Origin of the sequence: Mesorhizobium montanum (assembly GCF_033977145.1) — a bacterium.
Lineage (GTDB): Bacteria > Pseudomonadota > Alphaproteobacteria > Rhizobiales > Rhizobiaceae > Mesorhizobium > Mesorhizobium montanum.
The window spans coordinates 359,927-381,861 of sequence record NZ_JAVIJF010000003.1; the positions used below are offsets into that span (position 1 = coordinate 359,927).

The following is a 21,935-nucleotide window of genomic DNA, read 5'->3' on the forward strand; positions in this document are numbered from 1 at the left end:
TATACCGCCTTTCCATGGAACAGACAGAGGGTTTTGGGTGTTCCAGGAGATAGATGGAGGTTAACGCAAGGATTTGCCAGTGAATTTCCTCGAAGCAGTGCCGGCGATCCGCCGCCTCGAAACCAATCGCGACGCGCTTTTCGCCATCGACGTGGTCGGCGATGTCTCGCCGGCCGATGCGGAAAACCTGTTTGGCCTGCTTGAGGCCGCCTATGCGCTTCATCCGAGGATCGACGTGCTGGTGCGGCTGACCGACGAGGAAAGCGTGGACTGGGCCAATATTTCGCAAGATACGCTCAAGCAGGGCGTGGTCGGCGCGATGGAACATGTCGTGCGCTGCGCGGCCATCGGCGAGCCGAGTTGGGCTTCTCTCGTCACCGGCCTCTTTCCGAAGGCGCTGCCTTTCGAATTCAAACACTTCGGCGTCGACGACGAAGATGCAGCCTGGCAATGGCTTGGCGCAAGGCCGACATGACGTTCGCAAGCGTCAGCGCACCACCGTCAGCCGCTCGGCGGCGCGGGTGATGGCGGTGTAGAGCCAGCGCTGCCGGGTCTCCTTGAAGGCCCAGCTCTCGTCGAACAGCACGACGTCGTTCCACTGCGAGCCCTGCGCCTTGTGCACGGTCAGCGCATAGCCGTAGTCGAAATCGTCGAAGCGCTTCTTCTGCTGCCAGGGGATCTCGGCATCCGGATCCTCGAAAGCCGCCTTGAGCAGCTTGATCTTGGCGACGCCGCGGTCGGGATCGTCTTCCTCCGGCGAGACCAGCAGGTTGATGCCGGGCTTCACCGTCTCGCGCGACGAGGTCATCACCTTCCACAGCGAACCGTTGAGCAGCCCCTTGGCCGGGTCGTTGCGCAGGCAGACCAGCTTGTCGCCGGCTTGCGGGAAATCCGCATTGAATCCCTTCAGCTCGCGCAGCCTTTGATTGTAGCGCCGGCGCGTGCGGTTGGTGCCGACCAGCACCTGGTCGGCCTTGAGCACCAGATCCTGGTTGACGCCTTCCCTGCCGATCACCTGCGCGGCGCCATAGTCGCCATGCATGAATTCGCGGCCTTCGCGCACGTCGAGCGCCAGCCGGATGATCGGATTGTCGCGCGCCTGGCGGTGGATCTCGGTCAACAGCACATCCGGCTCATGTTCGGTAAAGAAACCGCCGCCCGAGATAGGCGGCAGCTGCGCCGGATCGCCAAGCACCAGGATCGGCGTGCCGAAGCTCATCAGGTCGCGGCCGAGCTGCTCGTCGACCATCGAGCATTCGTCGATGACGACGAGCTTGGCTCGCGAAATCGGGCTCTGCCGGTTGAGCGAGAAGGTCGGCGACATCGAGGTTTTGCCGGTCACCTCGTCGGCAACCGATTCCTCGCCCTTCGGCCGGTAGATCAGCGAATGGATGGTGCGGGCGTTGGTCGCGCCCTTCGAGCGCAGCACCTGCGCCGCCTTGCCGGTGAAGGCGGCGAACTGCACCTGCCCGTCGACATGCTCGGCGAAATAGCGCGCCAGCGTCGTCTTGCCGGTGCCGGCATAGCCGAACAGGCGGAAGACCTGCGGCCGGCCCTCTTTGAGCCAGCGGGCGACCGCTTTCAAAGCCTCGTCCTGTTGGGGAGAAAATTCCATCAGTGCGACAGACCGGATTCGCAGGCGAAAGACAAGATTGGCCGCCATACCGGCCGTTGTCGGCAGCAATCGCCAGCGCATCCGACAACTCAGGCTATCAGCCGCAAATCGGAACGTAAAGAGAACAAAGCAACCAATGCCGTGGGTGAAACTCAGTCCAGCGAGTATCAAGTCAGCCGTAGGCAGCCACTACCGGCGGCGGCGGTGGATCGCGGTCAGCCGTCGGAACGGGCGCGTAGTGGTCGAACTGCATCGTGTAGGTCGCGCGGTCCCGGCTCATCGAGCGCAGGATGTCGACGTACTTGAACACGGTGGCCAGCGGCACCATCGCGTTGACGACGATGGCCTCGCCGCGGCTTATCCGACTCTTGACCAGACCGCGGCGGCCGTGCAGGTCGCCGATAATGCTGATGACATAGATTTCCGGCGTCACCACCTCGACCTTCATGATCGGTTCGAGCAATTGTACGCCAAGCTTGGGTGCGGCTTCACGGAAACAGGCGCGGCCGGCGATCTCGAATGCGAGCGCCGAAGAGTCGGTATGATGGTAGGCGCCGTCCATCAGTGTCGCCTTGACGCCGATCATCGGGAAGCCGGCGAACGGGCCAGAGGCCACGGCGCTGCCGATGCCCTTCTCGACACCCGGGATGTATTCCTTCGGAACCGCGCCACCGACGCTCCTGGATTCGAACACGAACTCGCTGCTTTCCGGGTTCGGTTCGAACAGGATCTTGACGCGAGCGAACTGGCCCGTACCGCCGGTCTGCTTCTTGTGCGTGTAGTCCTGCTCGTGCTTGCGGGTGATGGTCTCGCGATAAGCCACCTGCGGCGCGCCGACATTGGCTTCCACCTTGAACTCGCGACGCATCCGGTCGATGATAATGTCGAGGTGAAGCTCGCCTGTGCCGGAAATAATCGTCTGCCCCGATTCCACGTCGGTCTTGACGCGGAAGGACGGATCCTCGTTGGCCAGCGTCGAAAGGGCGACACGCAACTTCTCGTCATCGGCTCTCGACTTCGCCTCGATCGCGATTTGCAGCAAAGGCCATGGTGCGGCAGGCTTTTCCATCATGACGACATAGTTGCGGGTCGCCTCAATATTTTGCAACTGAGGCCGGAGGCGAAATCCAGACGAAGATAACAGAAGACTAAACCTTGATCTGACGGATCGCAGCCAGCTATCAAGCCCCGGGATCATTCTCCAGCAGGATCGGCTTGCCGTGCGGCGTGGCGTGCGCGGCGCGTTCCCAGGCGGCGGCGAAAGCGTCGACTTCTGACTTGCCGGCAACGCCTTTCAGCGACAGCAATTTTTCCAGCGCCGCTAGCCAATGCTCGTAATAATCGTGGCCGTCCATCGCGGCGCCCGGCTGCTTCACCTCGGCGGACAAAACCTCCGCCCACTCGCTCCACGAGAACAGGCCCTTGTCGTGCAGCGCAACCGTCAGGGCGAAGGCTTCGGCCTGCCACGGCTCGGCGAAGATCGGCTCGTCGAAACCCGCCGGCAACACGCCTTCATGTCGGCTCAAGATAGCTCTCCCAGGCATCGATCGAGACGCTGAGCGTCGGGTCGGCGCCCTCGCCCCAGATTTCCGCTCCGTCGAACACCACCGTATAGACCCATTGCGGGTTCTCACCCCTGCCATGGGCGTTGCTGTCGGGGAAGACGAAGCCGTCGTGCACCGCCTCGATCGTCCCGTTCCTGCCGCGCGCGTAGCGCGGCAGGCGCGTATGTCCGGTCGGGTTGAAATTCTTCGTCCGTACGCGATCGCCCGCCCGGAAACGCGCCGGCGTGGCGATGGGACGGTCGCACGGCCCGCCCTTGGCGAGCACGGCCGGCAGATCCGCTGCTTTCAGCACCCTTTTCGGCGTCGCGGCAGGATCGACAGCCCTCCCGGCGGCAAGATCGCGCTCGGTGACGAAGCCGTGGCGCTTCAGCAGCGTTTCCAGCGCCTTGATCCAGATCTGGTAATAGCTCGATGAATAATAATCGGCGGGATGCAGCGATTCCCGCGCATGCCGGCTCTCATCGATGTTCCAGGCGCCCATGCCGCCGGCGGTGAGCGTGACGCCGAGCGCCCGCCTCTCCCATGCGGCATGGAAATAGGGCTCGTCTTTCTCGGGCGCGACCGGCCCGAAACCCATCTGTCCGCCGAGATCGTGCGGTCCGTTCATGCCGGTTCTTTCGCCAGCGCGGTGCCGATCATCGCATCGCGGCTGACCAGTCCGGCAAGTTGTTCCTCGCTCCAGCCCTCGGTGCCCCGCGGCTGCATCGGCACCACCAGATAGCGAAGCTCCGCGGTCGAATCCCAGACACGGATCTTCTTGTCCGCCGGCAGCGTCAGCCCGAATTCTTCCAGCACGCCGCGCGGATCGATGACAGCGCGCGAGCGATAAGGCGGCGCCTTGTACCAGACCGGCGGCAGGCCGAGTACCGACCATGGGTAGCAGGAGCACAGCGTGCAGACGACGAGGTTATGCGTCTCCTCGCTGTTGAACACGGCCTGCATGTGCTCGCCCTGGCGGCCGGTATAGGAGAGCGATTCGATCGCCGCGGTCGCGTCGCGCTTCAGCCAGTCGGCGTAAGCCGGGTCGTTCCAGGCCTTGGCCACCACCCTGGCGCCGTTGCGCGGGCCGATCTTCGTCTCATAGGTATCGACGATGACGTCGATGGCCGCCGGATCGATCAGGCCCTTTTGAGTCAGGATCGTTTCCAGGGCGCGCACCCGCGCCGCGAATGGGTCGAACTCATTGTCGTGGTCATGATCGTGGGCCATGACCCAAAACTACGACCCCGATCCGCCACTCGCAAGCGCAAGGCCTTGGGCCAGCTTCTATCCGAGCCGCATCATATGGTCATTCGGCCGCTGTTTTCTGCGGCTCCCTCGGGATGTCGTCATTGGTGCCGAACAGAGAGGGCTGGTCGCTGTTTTCAACGACACTCAGCTCCGCCTTCCGCTTCGGCATGAGCCGGATCAGCCAGCCAGAGAAATTCTCCATGTAGACATAGATCACCGGTGTGACGAACAGGGTCAGCGCCTGCGAGGCGAGTAGGCCGCCGACCACCGCGACGCCGAGCGGCTGGCGCAATTCGGCGCTGGCGCCGGTGCCGAGCGCGATCGGGAACGTGCCCATCAATGCCGCCAGCGTCGTCATCATGATCGGCCGGAAACGCATCAGGCAGGCCTTGTGGATGGATTCCGTTGCCGACATGCCCTCTCGCCTGAGTTCCAGCGCCACGTCGACCATCATGATGCCGTTCTTCTTGACGATGCCGATCAGCATCAGGATGCCGATCACCGCTATCACGGACAGGTCCATTCCGGCGAAGCGCAGCGCAACGAGCGCCCCCAGCACCGCCGAAGGCAGGCCGGTAAGAATGGTGAGCGGATGGATGAAGCTCTCGTAGAGCATGCCGAGCACGATGTAGATCGTCAGGATTGCGCCGCCGATCAGCAGACCCTGGTTGGCGAGCGAATCCTGGAACGTCTTGGCCGTGCCGGCGAAGGTTGTCGAAATCTCCTTCGGCATGCCGATCTGGTCCTTGAGCTGTTCAATGCGGGTCACCGTGTCGCCCAGCGATACGCCCTGCGGCAGATTGTACGAAATCGTCACCGCCGGAAGCTGGCCGAGCTGATTGACCGTCAGCGCGCCGGCCGTGCGGTCGACATGCGCGAAGGCGCCAAGCGGCACAAGGCTGCCGCTGGACGTTCGCATCTGGATGGCCAGCATCCGCTCCGGCGACCAGTTGATCTTGGGATCGAGCTCGGTGATGACCTCATAGCTGTCCGCCGAACCGAATATCGTCGAAACCTGGTCGGTGCCGAACCCGCCATAAAGAGCCGTGCGCAGCGTGTCGGTATCGATGCCGAGCTGGGCGGCCTTGTCACGGTCGATCACCAAAGAAGCCTGCAGGGCATTGTTCTGCAGATCGCTGGTGACGTCGGTAAAGTGTGCGTGGTCGGCTACCATCGCGTCATCGAGCTTCTGCGCCCATATGTCGGCCTGACCGGTATCGAGGCCTTGTACCACGAGCTGGTAGGCGCTGGCCGACGACCGCGAGCCCAGCCTGAGATTCTGCACCGGCTGCATATAGGTCTCGATGCCAGCCACATTCGAAAGTTGCCGCCGCAGATCGGCCTGGACCTTCTCAATATCGGGGCGCTGGCTCTTGTCCTTCAACTGCACATAGAGCCGACCTTGATTGAGCGCGCTTTGGCTACCGCCCACCGACCAGGCGACATGCGTCACATAAGGCGAATGCGAGAAGACGTCGGCAACCTGCCCCTGCAGCTTGACCATGGCATCGAAGGAAATGTCCTGGCGCGCGAGCGTCGTCACCGAGATCTGGCTGATGTCCTCTTGCGGGAAGAACCCTTTCGGCGAAATCTGGATCAGCCAGACCGACGCGGCCGCCGTGCCGACGAAGACCAGGAACACCAGGAAGGTGTTGCGCAGGCAGAATCCGAGCAGCCAGTCGTAGCCGCGCGTGACGAGGTCGTGCTTGTGACCGGGGGCGTGCGCTTCGCGATCCGCCTTGGTCACCGACAACAGCCGCGAACAAAGCATCGGTGTCAGCGTCAGCGACACGAACATCGAGGCCAGGATGGCGACGGTCACCACGACGGCGAATTCGTTGAAGATGCGGCCGATAACGCCGCCCATCAAAAGCACCGGAATGAACACCGCCACCAGCGAGATCGAGATCGAGATGATGGTGAAGCCGATCTCGCGCGCGCCCTTCAGCGAGGCGTCGAACGCCGACAGCCCGTCCTCTTCCATGTGACGGAAGATGTTTTCGAGCATGACGATGGCATCGTCGACGACGAGGCCGACCGCTAGCGTCAGGCCCATCAGCGAGATGTTGTCGATGGAAAAGCCGAACAGGAACATCGCACCGAGGGTGGCGATCAGCGAGATCGGCACCGCCACCGCGGGGATAATCGTTGCCGTTACCCTGCGCAGGAACACGAAGATCACCAACACCACCAGCGCGATGGTCAACAGCAGCGTGAACTGAACGTCGTCGACGGCCTGGCGGATCGAGGTCGAGCGGTCGTTGAGGAGCTTGATCGACGCCGCCGCCGGCATCTGGTCCTGGAAGGACGGCAGCATCGCCTTGACCTTGTCGACGACGTCGACGGTGTTGGCGTCGGGCTGGCGCTGGACCGCGAGAATGATCGCGCGGGTGCCGTCGTACCAGCTCGCCGTCGTCGTGGTCTGCACGGAATCGACGACGCGGGTCACCTCTCCCAACCGCACCGGGTGACCGTTCTTGGTGGCAATGATGAGGTTGGAGAAACCGGCGGCGGCGGTAAGCTGGGTGTTGGCGGTGATGGTCAGCTGTTGCTTGTTGTTCTGCAGTACGCCGAGTGGGGTATTGCTGTTGGCGGAAGCGACGGCCGCCTGCAACTGATCGATCGAGATGCCGCGCGCGGCAAGCGCGGTCGGATCGATCTGGATGCGTACCGCGTATTTCTGCTGGCCGAAGATCGACACCTGGGCCACGCCATCGATGGTCGACAGCGACGGAGAGATGACGTTTTCGGCAAAGGCGTCGAGATCGGTCAGCGGGATAGTGTCGCTGACCAGCGACATCAGAAGGATCGGCGCGTCGGCCGGATTGACCTTGCGATAGCTTGGCGGCGACGTCATCTGCGTCGGCAGCGATTTTTGCGTTCGCGCGATTGCCGCCTGGACGTCCGCTGCCGCCGCGTCGATATCGCGATTGAGGACGAACTGGATGGCGATCGAGGTCTGGCCGAGCGAATTGGTCGTCGAGATCGAATCGATGCCGGCGATCGTCGCGAATTGCTTGATCAGTGGCGTCGCCACCGATGTCGCCATCGTCTCCGGCGAAGCGCCGGGCAGGCTGGCCGAAACGTTGACCACCGGAAATTCGGCGCTGGGCAGCGCCGCCACCGGCAGGAACTTATAGGCAAAAATGCCGCCCAGAATGAGGGCGAACGACATCAGCAGCGTGGCGACCGGCCGGCGAATGCAGAATTCGGAAATCATTGGGCAGCCCCGCTGGCCTTGTCGGCTTCCGCGACCTTGGGCGCGGTCTGGCCACCGCCACTGGCAGCCTTGCCTTCATGCACCGCCGCGCCGTCCTTCAGCCGCGTCTGGCCTTCGACGACGACCTTCTCGCCGCTCTTCAGACCGCCGCTGATGGCGCTGTTCGCACCCTCCGTCAGCGCCACCTGCACCGGACGCATCTCCACGGTGCTGTCCGGCTTGACGACATAGACGAACGGGCCCTTCTGGCTGGGCTGGACCGCGACCGTCGGAACCGAGGTCATCTGCGGCATCGTGCCGGCCTCGAGCACCACGTTCACATACTGCCCTGGCCACAACGAAAGATCCGCGTTCGGTATGCTCGCCCGCGTGGCGATGGTGCCGGAGGCCGTATCGACGCTGGAATCGACGAAATCGAGCGTGCCCCTGCCGATCGGCGTGGGATCGCCGTCCTTGGTCAGCGTCACGCCGCCTTGCTGCGGGTCGGCGAGCGCCTTGTGCAGCAAGGCGAGGTTGCTTTCCGGCAGCGTGAAATTCACCTGCAGCGGGTCCATCTGGGTGATGGTGACCAGCGGCGTCGTGCTGCTTGAGTTGCCGTTGCTGGTGGTGACAAGGTCGCCGACCGAGACGTTGACGGCGCCGAGCCTGCCCGAGATCGGCGCCGAGATGGTCGCGTAGCTCAATTGCACGGTATCGGCATCGATGGTCGCCTTGTCGGCATCGATGGTTGCGGCCGCGGCTTTCTGCGCCGCCAGCGCCTGATCGTAGGTCTGCTGCGTGCCGGCCTGCTTTGCGACAAGATCCTTGGCGCGCTGCAGATCGGCCTGGGCGCTCACCAGCATCGCCTGGTCCTTAACAAGCGTCGCCTGGTCCTTGGCCAGTTGCGCCTTCAGCGCGCGGTCATCGAGCCGGAACAGAACATCGCCGGCCTTCACCATCTGGCCGTCCTTGACGTCGATCGACATGATCTGGCTGGAGACGCGGGCATTGATGCTGACCACCGCCGGCGAGGAGACGAAGCCGATGGCATAGCGGCGGATCGGGAAATCGGCGGTCGTTGCGGTGGCGGAGACAATCGAGGCAGAACGCGCGCCGCCGCCTTTCGCATTGTCCGAGGCGTTGGCCGCTTTGTCACCGCCCGCCGTCTTGTCCGTGCTGGCTGCGTCGGCCTGCTTGCCCGAAATCAGCTGCTGGACCTTGGCCGACGTCGTGGGCGAAACGTAGAGGCCTGCGCCCGCCAGACAGGCGAGCGCTACAACTGTAAGGGCGATTTTTCCGCGCATCGACAATAAGTCCTCTACCGACACGCCGATCCCGGTGGTCCATTCTAGCTCGTTTCACGGCCTCGTGCCGCGATTTTCGCCGAATAGATAGGACAAGGCTTTGGCGGAAAAGGGCCAAAACGCGGTATTACGAAGATTTAATGTGCAGTGCACAATAACGAGGCAGCCGGCTAACATACCGTCGCGGACCCGCGTACGGGTCCGAAATGCCCTCAGCGGAGCATGGGCCACAGCGTTGCCGCGAGCAGCACACCCATGGCGATGTTGAACCATTTCAGCCGCACCGGTTCAGAGAGGAAGCCGCGCAGCGCCGTGCCGAATCCGGCCCAGACGGATACGCTGGGCAGGTTGACAATAGTGAAGGCGATCGAGATCAGCGCCACTGAGACGAACGGGTGATCGGGATTGGCGTAGACAGCCATGGCGGTGATCGCCATCACCCATGCCTTGGGGTTGACCCACTGGAAGGCCGCCGCATCGATGAAGCGCATCGGATTAGCCTCCGCCCCTTTTCCATCGCTCATCGAGCGCGACATCGCGATCTTCCAGGCGAGGTAGAGCAAATAGCCGGCGCCCGCGATTTTCAGCACCGTATGCAGTGCCGGAAACGCCGTCAGCACCGCGCCGAGCCCGAAGCCGACGGCCAGCAGCAGGAGCAGAAACCCGATGCTGATGCCCAGCATGTGCGGGACCGTCCTGGCGATACCGAAATTAACGCCGGAAGCCAGCAGCATGAGGTTGTTCGGCCCCGGCGTGATCGATGTCACGAGGGCGTAGACCAACAGGGCAAGGAATGCGTCGAGCGACATGTTATCCTCCCAGATACGTCAGTCTTATTGTCCTTTTTAGCAGACGCGCAAAAGCCACTAGCGGGGGACTGCCGGACCAGAGAGACGATTGGAACGGTGTGAGCGGTACCCGTCTTGTTTACATCCCCTGCGGGCCGCGGTTCATCGCAGCGACGCCGGTGCGGCAGATCTCGACGAGGCCGAGCGGCTTCATGATGGCGATGAACTGGTCGAGCTTGGAGCCCTTGCCGGTGATCTCGAAGATGAAATGCTCGGTGTTGGCGTCGATGACCGAGGCGCGGAAAGCATCCGCAAGACGAAGCGCCTCGACGCGGGCATCGCCGGTGCCCGCGACCTTGACCAGCGCGAGTTCGCGCTCCAGCGGCCGCTCCTGCCCGAGCTCATGCGAGCGCACGGTCAGGTCGACCACCCGGTGCACGGGCACGATGCGCTCGAGCTGATGCTTGATCTGCTCCATCACATGCGGCGTGCCGCGCGTCACGATGGTGATGCGCGACAGATGCTTCTCGTGCTCGGTCTCGGAAACGGTAAGGCTTTCGATGTTATAGCCTCGGCCCGAGAACAGGCCGATAACGCGGGCAAGCACGCCCGGCTCGTTGTCGACCAGCACGGAAAGCGTGTGCGTTTCCGGTTTCTCGGTTTCCTTGGCGATGAAATAAGCCGAACCGGTCGGCTGAAGCTGTGCGTTCATGACGTGAATCTCTGTTTCAAGCGCTTGCGCTAATTCTCTGTTTCCACACGGCTTCCCGCCGCGAACCTAGCAATTCCAGGAGAAGTGCATAGCGGTTCTCCTGGAATTGCGTGAACGTTTCGACCCGCGGCTACACCAGTTCCCTGCCCTTGGCGTCGATGGCGTTGGCGACAGCCTCGTCGGTGGCCTCGTCGGGCAACAGCATTTCGTTATGCGCCTTGCCGGACGGGATCATCGGGAAGCAGTTGGCCAAAGTCGCCACGCGGCAGTCGAACAGCACCGGCTTCTTGACCGAGATCATCTCCTTGATCGCATCATCCAGTTCGCCCGGCTTGTCGCAGCGGATGCCATGCCCGCCATAGGCTTCCGCCAGTTTGACGAAATCCGGCATCGCCTCGGTATAGGAATGCGACAGCCTGTTGCCATGCAGCAGCTGCTGCCACTGGCGCACCATGCCCATATACTGGTTGTTCAAGATGAAGATCTTGATCGGCGCCTCATACTGCACCGCCGAGCTCATTTCCTGCATCGTCATCTGCACCGAGGCGTCGCCGGCGATGTCGATGACCAGCGCATCCGGATGCGCGATCTGCACGCCGAGCGCCGCCGGCAGGCCGTAACCCATCGTGCCCAGCCCACCGGAGGTCATCCAGCGATTCGGCTTGTCGAAATGATAGTGCTGCGCCGCCCACATCTGGTGCTGGCCGACCTCGGTGGTGATGTAGGTGTCCATGTCCTTGGTCAGCGCGTAGAGCCGCTGGATCGCATATTGCGGCATGATGACGTCGTTGTTCATCTTGTAGGCGAGCGAGTCCCTGGCGCGCCACTTCGCGATCTGCTCCCACCACGGATAGAGCGCCTTCTTGTCGGTCTTGGCGGTCGCCCGCCACAGCCGCACCAGATCCTCCAGCACCCGGCCGACATCGCCGATGATCGGCACATCGGTGTGGACGTTCTTGTTGATCGACGACGGATCGATGTCGATGTGGATCTTCTTCGAGTTCGGCGAGAACGCGGTGAGCCTGCCGGTGATGCGGTCGTCGAAGCGCGCGCCGATGCAGATCATCACGTCGCAGTCATGCATGGCCATGTTGGCTTCGTAGGTGCCGTGCATGCCGAGCATGCCGAGCCAGTTCTTGCCCGATGCCGGATAGGCGCCGAGCCCCATCAAGGTCGAGGTGATCGGGAAGCCGGTGAGGTCGACCAGCTCGCGCAGCAGGTGGCTGGCTTCCGAACCGGAGTTGATGACGCCGCCGCCCGAATAGATGATCGGCTTCTTGGCGCCGGCCATCAGTTCGACCGCGGCCTTGACCTTCTCCAGGTCCCCCTGGACCTTCGGCTGGTAGCTGGTGCGCGGCGCCGTCTGCGGCGGCACATAGATGCCCTTGGCGAACTGCACGTCTTTCGGAATGTCGACCACGACCGGACCTGGACGCCCGGTCGTCGCGACATGGAAGGCTTCATGGATGGTGGCGGCGAGCTCGTTGACGTCCTTCACCAGCCAGTTGTGCTTGGTGCAGGGCCGCGTGATGCCGACTGTGTCGCATTCCTGGAAGGCGTCGGAGCCGATCAGCGAGGTAGGCACCTGGCCGGTGAGGCAGACCAGCGGGATGGAATCCATCAGCGCGTCCTGCAGCGGTGTCACCGCATTGGTGGCGCCGGGGCCGGATGTCACCAGCAGCACGCCGGCCTTGCCGGTCGAGCGCGCATAGCCTTCGGCCGCATGGCCGGCGCCCTGCTCGTGCCGGACCAGAATATGCTCGACCTCATCCTGCTGGAAAATCTCGTCATAGATCGGAAGGACCGCGCCGCCCGGATAGCCGAAGATGTGCTTGACGCCGTTGTCCTTCAGCGCCTGCACCACCATCTCCGCGCCAGTCATCTCGGCTCTTGGCATTTCGCGCCGCTCGTTCTGTCTATTGCTCATCGGTCTGGTCCCGTACTGTCCGCCGTCTGGCGATTGCTGGTCGTTTATTTGGATTTCAGGCAATAAAAAAGGCCCCCGAGGGAGCCTGTGTGATGCGCATGGGAGGTTTTCGCCCGGCGGTTACACCGCCTTGCCCACGCGCCTGCCTACGAGAATGAGTGCCGTCTTCATGGTCGCGGACACTAAGGGCGCGAAAGGCGACCTGTCAACGGCAAAAATGACGCCTTTACGCCACTTGCCCGCTCAAGCCATTGAAAACGCGCCAAACTATTGGGGGGCGTGACGCAACAGAGATTTTGCCGGAATAGTTTGCGGATGCCGGTGCCCTATCCGGCCATGCCGCTCACCCAAGAAGCGATCCCAAGCCTGGAGGAAACTGATGCTCGACAAGGCCCCGAACAACAAACTTGCCCACCTGCTCGACAAATTCGGCGCAGCATTATCCGCCGGCGATATCGACAACGCCGTCGCCTGCTTTCAGGAGGATTGCTACTGGCGCGACCTCGTCACCTTCACCTGGAACATCAAGACCATGGAAGGGCGCGACCAGGTCCGCGACATGCTGGTGAGCCAGTTGGCCAAGACGAGGCCGTCGAACTGGGCGATCGCCGATGGCGAAGACGCTACGGAGAGCGGCGGGTTGCTTGAAGGTTGGATCGCCTTCGAAACAGCCGTGGCGCGCGGCTTCGGCCACATCAGGCTGAAGGACGGCAAGATCTGGACGCTGCTCACCACAATGGTCGAACTGAAAGGCCATGAGGAGCCGGCGGGTTTCGACCGCCCGCTCGGCGCAAAGCACGGTCATGGCAAGAACCGGCCGACCTGGAAGGAGGAGCGCGAGAAGGAGGCCGCCGAGCTCGGCTTCACGCGCCAGCCCCACACGCTCATCATCGGTGGCGGCCAGGGCGGCATCGCGCTCGGCGCACGGCTGCGGCAACTCGGCGTGCCGACCATCATCGTCGAGAAGAACGAGCGGGCCGGTGACAGCTGGCGCAAGCGCTACAAGTCGCTCTGCCTGCACGACCCGGTCTGGTACGACCATCTGCCCTATATCGATTTCCCGAAGAACTGGCCGGTCTTCTCGCCCAAGGACAAGATCGGCGACTGGCTGGAAATGTATACCAGGGTCATGGAGCTGAATTACTGGCCCTCGACCGAAGCCAAAAGCGCCACCTATGACGACAAGAACAAGGAATGGACGGTCGTCGTCCGCCGCGACGGCAAGGACATCACGCTGAAGCCGAAGCAGCTGGTGCTGGCCACCGGACAATCCGGCAAGGCCAACATGCCGAACTTCAAAGGCATGGACAGTTTCAAGGGCGATCAGCACCATTCCTCCAGGCACCCCGGCCCCGACGCCTATGCCGGCAAGAAGGCCGTCGTCATCGGCTCCAACAACTCCGCCCACGACATCGCCGCGGCACTTTGGGAAGCCGGCGCAGATGTCACCATGGTGCAGCGCTCGACCACCCATATCTCCAGGTCCGACACGCTGATGGAGGTTGGGCTAGGTTCGCTTTACTCGGAAAAGGCTGTTCAAAGCGGCATCACGACGGCCAAGGCGGATCTCATCTTTGCCTCCCTGCCCTACAAGATCCTGCACGAATTCCAGATTCCCGCCTATGCCGAGATGAAGAGGCGCGACGCCGGGTTCTACAAAGACCTGGAGAAGGCCGGCTTCATGCTGGACTGGGGCGACGACCAGTCCGGCCTGTTCATGAAATATCTCAGGCGCGGCTCCGGCTACTATATCGACATCGGCGCGTCCGACCTGATCATCGACGGTTCGATCAAGCTGAAAAGCGGTACCGAGGTAAAGGAGATCAAGGAGCATTCCGTGCTGCTTTCAGACGGATCGGAATTGCCGGCGGACCTCATCGTCTACGCCACCGGCTACGGCTCCATGAACGGCTGGGCGGCCGACCTGATTTCCAGGGAGGTCGCGGACAAGGTCGGCAAATGCTGGGGCCTCGGCTCCAACACGACCAAGGATCCGGGCCCCTGGGAGGGTGAGCTCCGCAACATGTGGAAGCCTACCCAGCAGGACGCTCTCTGGTTCCACGGCGGCAACCTGCATCAGTCGCGCCACTATTCGCAGTTCCTGTCGCTACAACTGAAGGCCCGGCATGAAGGCATCCCGACGCCGGTCTACGGACTGCAGAAGGTTCATCACAAGGGTTAGACTGGTTTCCGAGCCGCAGTCCAGCGAAGGCGCGGCCCTGGCCGCGCCATTGCTGAACGAGGCGTTGCCCGCAGCCACCGCGAGGCCCTGGCGCTCGCGCGCCAGCTGGGATTCACTGCATCCATCCGGCCGATATGCCGCCAGTCGACGGTCGCCATCGAAGCGGAAACACATCGGCTTTCTCCTCCGAGCTTTGCCGCCGGCTAAGCTATCTTTCAGCCGCGAACTTTTTCACCACGCGCTCCAGCAGCGGCACGTAATCGCGAAAGGCGCGCGTCTTCATGTCGGCGACCTTGCCGCCCTCGTCCCAGATGCGCACGCGCACCGCTTCGTCGTGGAATGGATTGCTGCGGAACTCAGCCACTTCCTCGGCATTCATCGGTCCGCCCTGCAGCGACAGCGTATGCACAGAGGCCGGCGACAGTCTGCTGAAATAGGTCGGGTCGGTGGCGCAAAGGTAACGCTTGGCCGAGACATGCAGCCGCACACATTCGACGATGACCGGGGGAAAGAAAGGCGCAAGCACCTCTCCGCCCGCCTCGTCATGGTGCTTGTCCTCGACGTCGTCCGGCGAATAGGTGCCGAACTCGCTGGTATAGTGGCCAATGTCGTGCAGCAGAGCCGCTGCCACCAATTCGTCCGGCGCGCCCTCCTGCTCGGCCAGCCACGCACCCTGCAGCATATGCTCGGACATCGTGACGGGCTCGCCGAGATAGGATTCCGCCCCGCGGCGCTCGAAGATATCGGCGATGAATTCGACGATGTTGCCTGCATTCAACTCGTTCGGGTTCATTCCGCCGCCTCCTTGAACCGATGCTCGATTGCCGCCAACGTCGACAGCAAGCCATCCTTGTCGGCGTAGCAGCCTTGGAGCCAACGCTTGCCGCTGCCGGAAAACGCCTTGCGCGCATGCATGACGCGGGTGTTGTCGACGATGAAGGATTGCCCCGCTTCGAGCTTGAACGTCACCTCGAAGGCCGGATCCTCGATCAGTTCGGCGAACCGGCGATAGGCCGCGTAATATTTGTCCATCTCGGCGAACGGCACGTCGACGGCCGGCGCCAGCGAGCGGTTGTTGAAGCGGATGCAGATGAGCTCCCCGTCGGGTCCGAGCTCGATCATCGGCCGCTTGGACCGCAGCCGCACACCCGACGAGCCGGCATATTCGAAGCGTGCCGGATGGGAAGAGAGCAGCCGGAAGCCCGCGGGGTTTTCCGCCTGAAGTGCCGCCGCCACCGCGAACCCGTCGACGACGCTGGATTCGCCGCCTTCGACCGTGTTCTCGATGCAGGCCAAGATCTGCAGCGTCGGCACCGGATCGCGATAGGGATTGTCGGTATGCGCCTGCAGGCCGAGATTGGTGTAGGCGAGATTGTTTGGATTGATCTCGGCGCGCACCTCGAACCAGCGCCCGTAATTGGTCTCCCGTATATAGCCGAACAGGTCGGCCACCTTGCACAGTGCGCCGGATTCGGCGGGCAGGCCGTCCATGACTGCAAAGCCGTAATCGCGCACCGCGGCCAACCATTGCCGCAGCACATTGCTGTCGCGACCGGCGTCGGCATAGACGGCGCGCGGCACGGAATTCTGCATCGTGGCTTTGGTCCAGCGCCGTATGTCGCTTCCCGTCCAGCCGGGCTCGCGAGCCTCCTGTCGATCGTAAGCATGGCTGCGAAGCCAGCTTGCGGGAAAGCCGACGGTCTTGCCTTCGGGAACGAACGTGACTTCGAGCACCTCGCCCCTGATCGAAGCCGCGCCGATCCGCGTCTCGGCCGGAATGTCGAGGATTGTGATCAGCCGCTGGCCGTTGCCGGCGCTGCGCGTCTTGTCGTCCAGCGCATTGTCGCGCAGCCACATGGCATGGAAGCGGCTGCGCGCTCCATCCTGCCAGCCAAGCTCGATCGTTCGTCCCTCGTCGCCCAGCGTTGCTCTCGTCAGCATGCCCCACAAGCTCCCAGATTTCCAACCCGCTACTGCGAGCATGGATTGCATGCTGACTTTACCACAGGCATAATTCAAATTATCGTTTTACGGGTAATGACGCTAAATTTGTGATGACTGGAAGAGCCTTGGATAGAATCCCTCCTCTCGACTGGCTGCGCAGTTTCGAGGCAGCCGCTCGCCTGTCGAATTTCACCGCCGCGGCTGCTGAACTCGGGCTCACCCAGGCCGCCGTCAGCCAGCACATCCGCTTCCTGGAAGAGCGGCTTAGGACGCGATTGTTCGCGCGCCTGGCGCGCGGCGTGGCTCTGTCGCCGGAGGGCGCGGCCTACCTCCCCCACATCCAGTCGGCATTCGCGACCATCGGCAACAGCACGAACGAGCTGTTCGAGCCGCGCGCGGTGCAGACCGTCAGCATCCGCGTTCCCATCTCCTTCGCCCTGCTGGTGCTGGTCCCGGCTCTTCCCGACCTGGCAAAGGCGCTGCCGCGCGTCAGGCTCGATCTGGTGACCATCCATCGGCCGACGGATTACGACCAGCCGGGATCGGCGCTCGACATACGCTTCGGCAACGGATCCTTTCCCGGGCGCGAGGCCGATCGTCTGACCGTCGAGCGGCTTGTCCCGGTTGCGGCTCCGACACTCGCCCGTGATGGCGATTGGACATCGTTGCCGCTGCTCCTGGTGGCCGGCGCGCGCGAGATGTGGGCGGAATGGTTTGCCGCGGCGGGACTTGCCGGCCATTCCCGGCGCTCACATCGCTTCGACAGTTTCGTCGCCGCCATGGAAGCGGCGAAAGCGGGAGCCGGAGCACTGCTGGGCTCTCGGCCGCTGGTCGACACCGCGCTCAAGGATAATGTCCTCGTCAGGCTTTCGGATTTCGAGCTTTCGAGCCCCTCGGGTCATTTCCTGACAAGGCCGTCATTGTCGCAGCCATCCGGCGCCGAGCAGGATTTTCGCCGCTGGCTTCTGTCGCGTATTGCCGGGATTTCAGGATAGCGGGTGGGCCGCTGCTCCTATCCCCTTCCAGTAGATAAGGGTACCGGTCAGCCCGCCATGCGGCTTCAGCGCATAGTCCGGGATCTCACCGGCCAAGGTGAAACCAAGTTTCTCATAGAGCCCGGCCGCGCCGTCCTCGCTCGCCGTGTCCAGTACCAGCAGCGTGCGGCCTTTCTCGACGGCCAGGTTTTCCGCGGCGCGCATCAGGCGCGTAGCGACACCTCTACCGCGATGGTCACGGCCGGTCATCAGCTTGGCGATCTCGGCGCGGTGCGGCTGGTTGGCCGGAAAGTCGAGCAGCAGGGTGACGGTGCCGGCAAGCGCCTCGCCCTGCCATGCGCCCAGCACCGCCCTTTCGCCGCGCGCCGCCGCGGCAAGCGACTTGCGCCAGAAGTCCCGTGCTGCTTCCGGCGACAATGGATGCATGAAACTCACCGATCCGCCGGCGGCGACGGTCTCGATCAAAAGATCGGCCAGCACTGCCGTGGTTGCCGCGTCATCGGTCAACGCCCGGATTTCAAGTGAGTTCATGCTGGTGCTCTCCAGGTGATGAAGCATCGGGGACAAGGTCATTCGAAATGGCTGATCCGCCTGCGCGGTCGCGACCGTCTAATTTCAGCGATACGCTCGGCGTCGTCCTCGCTGAGATGGCGGCCGCGCTCCAGTATCTCGAGCGTATATTCCTCATAGGTCAGCCCGAGCCGCTCGGCCCTTGCCAGCCGCATCAGCATGACGGCGTGGCTTGGCGCCTTCCAGGCCTCGTCATGGGCGGCTCGCCAGGCGAGGAAAATGTAGGCGTCGCCATTGCCCCAGGACGGGCCGTCATAGTCGTCGAGCGGCGGCCCGCCATTGTGCGAGCGTTTTGGTCGGCGAGACATCGGGATCAGTCCCTGACCAGCGCCACGAGATACTCCGCCGCATCCGGTCCGGGAGCATGAAAGACGCAGTCCGCGGGCGCGCCCAGCGCCAGGCAGTCACCGGGCTCGAGTCTGTGCACCGCATCGCCCTCGGTGAAATCGAGCCTCCCGTCGATCAGCCATATCTGCTGCTTGATGAAAGCATAGGATGCGGCCGGAAGGCTTACCTTGGTGCCTGCCGGCAGACTGACCCTGACCAGCTCGAGCGGCATCTGCGATGCCGGCGACAGATGCCGCCTGATGTAACCGGTCGCCGGATCCTGCCAGACCGGCTGCTCGCCCTTGCGCGAAAGTCCGCCGCCCTGCATCTCGGCCCGTGCGATCAGCGTCGACAGCGTCATGCCGAAGGCCGCCGCGATGCGCACCAGGAGTGCCGCGGTCGGACTGGTCGTAGCGCGTTCGATGGCGCTCAGCATTGCCTTCGAGACGTCCGAATGCTCGGCAAGCTCGGCCAGCGACCAGCCCCTCACCGTCCTTTCGGAGTGTATCCGTCTACCGATCGTAGCGGTAATGTCATTCGATATATCGGCCATTTGTCCAATATATAGGAATTACCAAAACTGAAAAGAGGCTGTTCGATCGAATTGCCGCGACTGGCTTAACCCCGCCTACACCATTCGACCTCACCTGACTTTAACCCCGATTGGATAGGGTCGACGCTCCAGGGGAATGGGACCAAGTCAGCCATGTTTGTCGAACGCGAAGCCTCCGTTGGCGAACCGACCTCGCAGGAGCGCCGCAATGCCCTGCAAAGCGACAAGCGCATTCTCGGCAACGTCGTGCAATGCGACGGCGCACGCGCCACAATCAGCGCCTATGCCGAGGATGCCGACGGCACGGTGACCGGCCAGTGGACGGTCGGCAAGATGATCTCCATCAATCTCGGCACCACGCGCACGGTCGGCCTTGTCTATGAGATCGGCAAATCGGATCGCGCCTGGAGCAACGAAGGCCAGAACCCGATCGAGGTCAGCATCGAACTGATCGGCGAAGTGCGCGACGGCGCAGAGCCGGGTGCCAGGCCGGTCTTTGACCGTGGCATCACCGCCTATCCGCATATCGGCGCTGTCGCCCATCGCATCCGCACGCGCGACCTGCAGGCGGTCTACGATCTCGCCGGGCGCCATTCGGTCACCATCGGCACACTGTCGCAGGATGAGTCGATCGACGCCAACATCGCCATCGACGACACGCTGGCGCGTCATTTCGCCATCGTCGGCACCACCGGCGTCGGCAAATCCACGGCTGTCTCGCTGCTGTTGCGCAAGTCGATCGAGGCACGGCCGGATCTGCGCGTGCTGATCCTCGATCCGCATAACGAGTTCGCCGCCTCGCTGCCGGAATATTGCGTCAAGGTCGATTCCAAGACGCTCGACCTGCCGTTCTGGATGTTCAGGCTGGAGGAATTCGCCGAAGTGCTGTTTCGCGGCCGCGAGACGGTGCCGGAGGAAGTCGATGTCCTGCGCGACCTGATCCCGGCCGCCAAGAACCTCTACCGCAACCCGAGTTCCGGGACCTATGTCAGGCGCGGCAGCGATGCGCTGACGGCGGATACGCCGGTGCCCTATCGCATCGCCGATCTCATCAAGCAGATCGACGAGCGCATGGGCATGCTCGAAAGCAAGACCGATCGTCCGACCCTGAAATCGCTGAAGACGCGCATCGAATCGGCAGCTGCCGATCCGCGCTATCGCTTCATGTTCAATTCGCGGCTGATCGAGGACACGATCCACGAAACGATCGGCAACATCTTCCGCGTCCCCAGCCATGGCCGTCCGGTGACCTGCTTCGAGATGGCGGGCATGCCCTCGGAAGTCGTCAACTCGGTCTGCTCGGTGCTGGCGCGCCTGGCCTTCGATCTGGCGCTGTGGAGCGAGGGCCGGCTGCGGCTGCTTCTGCTTTGCGAGGAAGCGCACCGCTACATGCCGGCGGATCCGCGCCTCGGCTTCGCGCCGACCAGACACGCGCTGTCGCGTATCGCCAAGGAAGGCCGCAAATATGGTTGCTATCTGGGCGTCGTCACCCAGCGTCCCGGCGAGCTCGATCCGACCATCCTGTCGCAGTGCTCGACCTTCTTCGCCATGCGGCTTGCCAACGAGCAGGACCAGGCAATTATCCGCTCGGCGATCGCCGACTCTTCAGCTTCGACACTGGCGTTCCTGTCCTCGATGGGCCAGCGTGAAGCCATCGCCTTCGGCGAGGGCGTGGCGACGACCATGCGGCTGAAGTTCGAGAAGCTGTCGCAGGAGTTCATCCCCGGTACCGCGAAGGGCGAGCTGATCGAGGCCTCGGTGGACGGCAACGACGTCGATCTGGCCATGATAGTCGAGCGGCTTCGCAATGTGCCGAAGCCGCAGCAGGCGATGGCCTTCGCCGAGGCGGTGGACTCTTCCCGCCAGGCCGGCGACCCGGATTATAAGAAGCCGGCCGGTGCCGCGCGCGTGCAGCCGGACGATGACTTCGACACACGCTACGGCCTGAAGCCCTCAACCTTCGGCATGCGCCAGCTGAACGATTGAGCCTCCGTTCTAGCCGAAGCCGGTGCGAATGGATAAATCCCGTCAGGAAATTCGTCAGGCTGAGTCGAGTGGAGTCGCTGTCGAGAACCGGAGCGGAGCGGACATAAAGTCCGTGAGCACCGGAAGCGGAGAAAGCGGCTCCAGGCGGCCAGCCTCACGAATTTGATGATGGAATTTTAGGCGCAGACGCGGTTGCGGCCCAGCTTCTTCGCCTCATAGAGCTGGCGGTCGGCGCGGCGGTAGAAGTCCTCCGCGCTCTCCTTGTGGTCCCAGACGGCAAGGCCGACGCTGGTGGTGACCTTCAGCCGCACATTGCCAGACAGGATCGACATGCTGGCGATCGCCTTGCGTATGCGCTCGGCGAATCTGGCAAGCAGCTCGACATCCATGTTGGGCGTGACGACGGCAAACTCCTCGCCGCCCAGCCGCGCCACCACATCGTGATAGCGCGTCATACCTCTCAGGCAACTGGCGACGGCCCTCAGCACTTCGTCGCCGACATCATGACCATGCGTGTCGTTGACCTGTTTGAAATGATCGAGATCGAGGATCATCAGTCCGACCGGCCTGTCGATGCGGCGAAACTCATGCAGATATTCACGCAGCGCATCGTCGAAATAGCGGCGGTTCTGCATGCCGGTCAGACCGTCGGTGAGCGCCGCCTGCTCGAGTGTCTGCGAACGGGCGCTGAGCGAAACCGTCATGGCCCTGAGCTTGCCCTCTTCCCGCACCTGGCCGCGGATCAGCGGGTAGATGAAGAAGGTGCCGAAGAACAGCGCGGTCGCCAGCAGCGCGCCGGTCACGAACAGCAATTTGTTGAGATAGATGATTTTGTCGATGCGCGACGCGGCATCGAGGTCGGCGGCGATGTCCTGCAATTGGCCATAGGCATGGAAGGTCACCAGGCCCGCGGCCATGATCACGAAAATAAAGACGAAAAATGCGGATTCCGCCTTATGGAAACGCATCAACTCCCCGCGGTACTGTAACCCTTGACGTTATGGCATGGCGGACCTTACGGACAGTTTAACCCGGACA

The 21,935-nt window shown here is 62.9% G+C and carries 19 protein-coding genes and 1 pseudogene; 4 read left to right on the forward strand and 16 right to left on the reverse strand.

Going from position 1 to position 21,935, the window contains the following annotated elements; translation table 11 throughout:
* The first annotated feature begins 79 nt into the window (after positions 1–79).
* Positions 80–475 (forward strand): SpoIIAA family protein, encoded by a 396-nt coding sequence (locus RFM68_RS06135; protein ID WP_320231807.1) that lies wholly within the window; start codon positions 80–82, stop codon positions 473–475.
* Between the two features lie 12 nt (positions 476–487).
* Here the strand turns inward: RFM68_RS06135 and RFM68_RS06140 are convergent, their stop codons facing one another.
* The 10 genes and pseudogenes from RFM68_RS06140 to RFM68_RS06185 all read right to left on the reverse strand — a co-directional run bounded on the left by RFM68_RS06140 (position 488) and on the right by RFM68_RS06185 (position 12,295).
* Positions 488–1,615 (reverse strand): ATP-dependent DNA helicase, encoded by a 1,128-nt coding sequence (locus RFM68_RS06140; RefSeq protein ID WP_320231808.1) that lies wholly within the window; start codon positions 1,613–1,615, stop codon positions 488–490.
* A gap of 172 nt (positions 1,616–1,787) precedes the next feature.
* Positions 1,788–2,660: pseudogene (locus RFM68_RS06145) on the reverse strand (translation factor GTPase family protein); the annotation flags it as partial.
* Positions 2,661–2,796: 136 nt separating this feature from the next.
* The gene (locus tag RFM68_RS06150) at positions 2,797–3,141 is read right to left on the reverse strand and encodes a nitrile hydratase accessory protein (protein ID WP_320231809.1); all 345 of its coding nucleotides are present in this window, start codon (positions 3,139–3,141) and stop codon (positions 2,797–2,799) included.
* Complete coding sequence (nthB, locus tag RFM68_RS06155) at positions 3,128–3,787, reverse strand: nitrile hydratase subunit beta (RefSeq protein ID WP_320231810.1); 660 nt, start codon at positions 3,785–3,787, stop codon at positions 3,128–3,130. Before nthB ends, RFM68_RS06150 begins: the two co-directional genes overlap by 14 nt.
* Positions 3,784–4,389 (reverse strand): nitrile hydratase subunit alpha, encoded by a 606-nt coding sequence (gene nthA / locus RFM68_RS06160; RefSeq protein ID WP_320231811.1) that lies wholly within the window; start codon positions 4,387–4,389, stop codon positions 3,784–3,786. Before nthA ends, nthB begins: the two co-directional genes overlap by 4 nt.
* Before the next feature lie 79 nt (positions 4,390–4,468).
* Entirely contained in the window at positions 4,469–7,630 is a 3,162-nt protein-coding gene (locus RFM68_RS06165; protein WP_320231812.1) for an efflux RND transporter permease subunit, read from the reverse strand.
* A complete protein-coding gene (locus tag RFM68_RS06170; protein ID WP_320231813.1) occupies positions 7,627–8,913 on the reverse strand; it encodes an efflux RND transporter periplasmic adaptor subunit in 1,287 nt (428 codons plus the stop codon). The genes RFM68_RS06165 and RFM68_RS06170 overlap by 4 nt, the downstream gene beginning before the upstream one ends.
* A gap of 212 nt (positions 8,914–9,125) precedes the next feature.
* Complete coding sequence (locus RFM68_RS06175) at positions 9,126–9,722, reverse strand: LysE family translocator (RefSeq protein WP_320231814.1); 597 nt, start codon at positions 9,720–9,722, stop codon at positions 9,126–9,128.
* 118 nt (positions 9,723–9,840) lie between these two features.
* On the reverse strand, positions 9,841–10,413 hold the full coding sequence (gene ilvN / locus RFM68_RS06180; RefSeq protein WP_042644054.1) for an acetolactate synthase small subunit: 573 nt from the start codon (positions 10,411–10,413) through the stop codon (positions 9,841–9,843).
* Positions 10,414–10,543: 130 nt separating this feature from the next.
* Positions 10,544–12,295 (reverse strand): acetolactate synthase 3 large subunit, encoded by a 1,752-nt coding sequence (locus RFM68_RS06185; RefSeq protein WP_320231852.1) that lies wholly within the window; start codon positions 12,293–12,295, stop codon positions 10,544–10,546.
* Between the two features lie 424 nt (positions 12,296–12,719).
* On the opposite strand from RFM68_RS06185, the gene RFM68_RS06190 reads away from it, so the two are divergent.
* On the forward strand, positions 12,720–14,522 hold the full coding sequence (locus tag RFM68_RS06190) for an NAD(P)-binding domain-containing protein (protein ID WP_320231815.1): 1,803 nt from the start codon (positions 12,720–12,722) through the stop codon (positions 14,520–14,522).
* Between the two features lie 208 nt (positions 14,523–14,730).
* On the opposite strand, the gene tmpB is transcribed toward RFM68_RS06190, so the two are convergent.
* Together tmpB and tmpA are read right to left on the reverse strand one after the other, a co-directional pair.
* Entirely contained in the window at positions 14,731–15,315 is a 585-nt protein-coding gene (tmpB, locus tag RFM68_RS06195) for a (R)-1-hydroxy-2-trimethylaminoethylphosphonate oxygenase (protein ID WP_320231816.1), read from the reverse strand.
* A complete protein-coding gene (gene tmpA / locus RFM68_RS06200) occupies positions 15,312–16,463 on the reverse strand; it encodes a 2-trimethylaminoethylphosphonate dioxygenase (RefSeq protein WP_320231817.1) in 1,152 nt (383 codons plus the stop codon). Before tmpA ends, tmpB begins: the two co-directional genes overlap by 4 nt.
* Before the next feature lie 137 nt (positions 16,464–16,600).
* On the opposite strand from tmpA, the gene RFM68_RS06205 reads away from it, so the two are divergent.
* Entirely contained in the window at positions 16,601–17,461 is an 861-nt protein-coding gene (locus RFM68_RS06205; RefSeq protein WP_430694822.1) for a LysR family transcriptional regulator, read from the forward strand.
* On the opposite strand, the gene RFM68_RS06210 is transcribed toward RFM68_RS06205, so the two are convergent.
* Genes RFM68_RS06210 through RFM68_RS06220 form a run of 3 tightly spaced genes read right to left on the reverse strand, consistent with a single transcriptional unit; the run spans position 17,453 to position 18,911 of the window.
* Positions 17,453–17,992 (reverse strand): GNAT family N-acetyltransferase, encoded by a 540-nt coding sequence (locus tag RFM68_RS06210; RefSeq protein ID WP_320231818.1) that lies wholly within the window; start codon positions 17,990–17,992, stop codon positions 17,453–17,455. The two genes, RFM68_RS06205 and RFM68_RS06210, sit on opposite strands and share 9 nt — an antisense overlap.
* Before the next feature lie 38 nt (positions 17,993–18,030).
* Positions 18,031–18,339: a hypothetical protein gene (locus tag RFM68_RS06215; RefSeq protein WP_320231819.1), complete on the reverse strand. Its 309-nt coding sequence runs from the start codon at positions 18,337–18,339 to the stop codon at positions 18,031–18,033.
* Positions 18,340–18,344: 5 nt separating this feature from the next.
* Entirely contained in the window at positions 18,345–18,911 is a 567-nt protein-coding gene (locus RFM68_RS06220) for a helix-turn-helix domain-containing protein (RefSeq protein WP_320231820.1), read from the reverse strand.
* Positions 18,912–19,064: 153 nt separating this feature from the next.
* On the opposite strand from RFM68_RS06220, the gene RFM68_RS06225 reads away from it, so the two are divergent.
* On the forward strand, positions 19,065–20,897 hold the full coding sequence (locus RFM68_RS06225; RefSeq protein WP_320231821.1) for an ATP-binding protein: 1,833 nt from the start codon (positions 19,065–19,067) through the stop codon (positions 20,895–20,897).
* 176 nt (positions 20,898–21,073) lie between these two features.
* Here RFM68_RS06225 and RFM68_RS06230 read toward each other — a convergent pair whose 3' ends face one another.
* On the reverse strand, positions 21,074–21,865 hold the full coding sequence (locus RFM68_RS06230; RefSeq protein ID WP_320231822.1) for a GGDEF domain-containing protein: 792 nt from the start codon (positions 21,863–21,865) through the stop codon (positions 21,074–21,076).
* Positions 21,866–21,935: the final 70 nt, after the last annotated feature.